Annotated in this window: 3 protein-coding genes; all 3 read left to right on the top strand. The window is 38.7% G+C overall.

What is annotated here, in order from left to right; genetic code table 11:
- The first annotated feature begins 190 nt into the window (after window positions 1-190).
- Entirely contained in the window at window positions 191-1,468 is a 1,278-nt protein-coding gene (locus tag KE503_RS14210) for a hypothetical protein (protein WP_212385690.1), read from the top strand.
- 18 nt (window positions 1,469-1,486) lie between these two features.
- The gene (locus KE503_RS14215) at window positions 1,487-2,917 is read left to right on the top strand and encodes a hypothetical protein (RefSeq protein ID WP_212385691.1); all 1,431 of its coding nucleotides are present in this window, start codon (window positions 1,487-1,489) and stop codon (window positions 2,915-2,917) included.
- Window positions 2,918-2,929: 12 nt separating this feature from the next.
- Window positions 2,930-3,180: hypothetical protein (locus KE503_RS14220; protein WP_212385692.1), on the top strand; the 251-nt coding region annotated here is incomplete at its 3' end.

Consider the following 3,180-nt stretch of genomic DNA (forward strand, 5'->3'; position numbering starts at 1 on the left):
AAAGAAGTATTTGGCGACAGCGCTTATATACAGTGGAAATGGAAAAGAACTAATGAAGAATCATATGGTGTTATATCATCCAACGATTCAAGGCTTATAAATGATGGTTTTTCGTTTAAAGTCAGTCCAGATGATGTAGATGTGAATGTAACATTCATGTGTGAATTAATAGTTTAAGGAGGAAAATTAAATGGCAGTTAAAGCATCAAATCAAGCAACTCTTATCGACGTAACAGATGGGTATTCGGTCACACTTACAAGTGATTCATATACATTTGTTGGAGGAACAGGTGGAGCTGGATCAGGACAGACATGTACAACAGAAGCGGTAGCATACTGCGGATCAAATCAATGTACTTCGGTAGCGGTAACGGCAGCAGATATCGTTTGCCCGACTGGTATCAGTGCTACAGTAGAAAACAGTGGGACTTCAAAAGTTAAAGTCACATTCAAAACAACAGCTACGATCAGCACAGCATGTGAAGCAACAATTCCAGTCGTTGTAGACGGAATCACAATGAATAAGAAATTTTCATTTGCAGTAGCTAAAACAGGTGCCACAGGAGCAACAGGAAAAGGTATCAAAGGAACACCAGTAGCAGAGTATGTCGGTTCCAGTTCTAACACATCTGTACCAACAAGTGGATGGTCTACAACGATCCCTTCGGTATCTGCAGGACAGTATTTATGGACAAGGGTTACAACTACTTATACAGATAACACAACATCTGTAAGTTATAGTGTAGCAAAACAGGGAGCAACAGGCGCGACTGGAACAACAGGATCACAGTGGTATTCAGGTACTGGAATTACAGGTACATCTACGACAGCTGCAGCATTTACTGGGTCAGGAGTAGCAAACGCACGTGTAAACGATATGTATCTTAATACAACTACAGGTAATACATACAAATGTACTGTTGCAGGTAATGCACAGAATGCTAAATGGGTATATGACGGAAATATCAAAGGTGTTCAGGGAGACAAAGGAAACACCGGTGCAACAGGTAATGGTATTTCTAAAGCAGATATTACCTATGCTGCATCATCTTCTAATACATCTGCACCATCGAGTGGATGGCAGCCTACACCGCCAAACGTATCTGCGGGGCAGTATTTATGGACAAAAACAGTATTTACATACACGAATGGTGGAACGGCAACACAGTACAGTGTAGCAAAGCAGGGAGCAACAGGTGCAGCCGGAGCAGATGCGATCACATTAACAATTACATCATCAAATGGAATAATCTTCAAGAATAATGCTGGATCAACAGTGCTTACAGCCCATGTCTGGAAAGGATCAGTAGAACAGAGCATTACCGATGCAGGAGTATGCGGATCACTCGGTTCCATCAAATGGTATAAAGCTGGAAGCGATACAGCAATTGCAACAGCGAAATCTTTGACTGTTACAGCAGATGATGTAACCAATTCACAGGCGTATACATGTCAGCTCGAAGGATAATAAGGGAGGCGTTTGGTGATGGTAAAAGCTAAAGCTGAAATAACAATTTCCAGAATTATAGACATCGACAAAGTAACAAGATATTACTTACTACAGTCTTCCACAGCCACAGCACCATCAAAACCGACATCAAATCCTCCAGGTGGAAACTGGCAGACAACAGAGCCGTCGTATACATCAGGTTCTACGAATACATTGTATTTTGTAGATTTAACAGTGATGACGAACGGCTCTTTTAGTTATTCTGCAGTAAGTAAATCTAGCAGTTATGAAGCAGCTAAGGAAGCATGGAATAAAGCAAACAATGCACAGGGTACTGCCAATAATGCAGCCAAAACAGCAACGAACTATCTTAAAGGTTCAGAGGATGGTCTGGTTGTTGGAAATATGACTGACGAAATCTTAGGATCAAATGTGTTAATAGATCCAGATTCGGTTAACATCCGAGATGGAGACACTATTTTAGCAAAATATTCGGAAAAGAAAATTGAATTAGGATTAAATTCGACAGATGCTATTATTGAAATGTGCGGAGGAGTTGGCCTTATAACATCTCAAGTGGTAGAAGAATCGGAATTTTCAACTGGTATCACAAGGGCGTTATCTATTGAATCCGATTATATTCAGATGAATAAGGCCAGAATCATTGAGTTAGATACAAATACGCTATACGGAACGAACGCTGACGGTGAAGGACAACAGGCTAGTTCGTATATTACTCTTAATTCTGGAAAATCATCTAATGGTTTGCATAATTCTACTTTTATAATTGGCGGTTTAGTATATGAGGATAATCTGGATGCATTTATTTCTGGGGATATTAGCGAATTAAATGGAGTATTATTAACAACTAGAGTAACAGGAGTTGACAAGAGTACAGATATTACTATAAGCCATTCGTCCACTGATGCAAGTGTTGATTATGAGGGAATGACAATAGAGAGTTGTGACGTTGTTAGATTTCAAAGTAATATAAACATGGAATATTGTATTGGGGTAGGTGTTGGCGGCGGAGGTGTTAACCGCGGCATTCATGATACTTGGGAAGATCACTGGATGTTATATTGTGATCAAAATGATATGTATTTCCAAGCACCAAAAACATCAAAAATCAAACCATATTATCGAGCAGGCGATTCTATACAGTTGTACTATCAAGGTGCAGGATTTGCTACAAGTGATGGTAAATATGTAGTTTTTACAATACCAATTAATAAACCGATAGATGCAAGCAATGTAGTTGCATCATCTGTAAGTGGTTTTATTGGTAGATCAAATGGAAAATATACACATGGTTCTGCTTCATCAACTTATGTTAAACCAGTATCGTATGAGGCAGCGATTAATGGTAATGCAGTTAGAGTTTCAATGACTTTTAATAATAATACGAATGTAACTAACAACGCTGCAATTGGTGTAACATGGTCCGGTAAAATAACGTTTAAATAGGAGGAAAATGAAATGGCACTATGTAAAAAAATAGAACAATCTGATGGAGTTGTGACAGATTACCATCGGATTTTGTTTTTACAGACAACAGTAAACCAGCAAAATTCAATTGCAGTTGTGTCATATGTAAGTTCTAATATTCGCGAGGATGAAAAGAAAAACAGTTTAAGCCGTCCATACATGCGGAGTAAAACTTATGAAACCGACTATGATCCAGATATGACAATAGAAGAAGCATACGAATTTTTAAAAACACTTCCAGA

The sequence above is a fragment of the Anaerostipes sp. Marseille-Q3525 genome (genome assembly GCF_018223505.1).
Taxonomy (GTDB): domain Bacteria; phylum Bacillota; class Clostridia; order Lachnospirales; family Lachnospiraceae; genus Anaerostipes; species Anaerostipes amylophilus.

Bases quoted from the DNA above. Each gene is read 5' to 3' on its own strand.
- KE503_RS14210 (WP_212385690.1), top strand. From the start codon at position 191: ATGGCAGTTAAAGCATCAAATCAAGCAACTCTTATCGACGTAACAGAT.
- KE503_RS14215 (WP_212385691.1), top strand. From the start codon at position 1,487: ATGGTAAAAGCTAAAGCTGAAATAACAATTTCCAGAATTATAGACATC.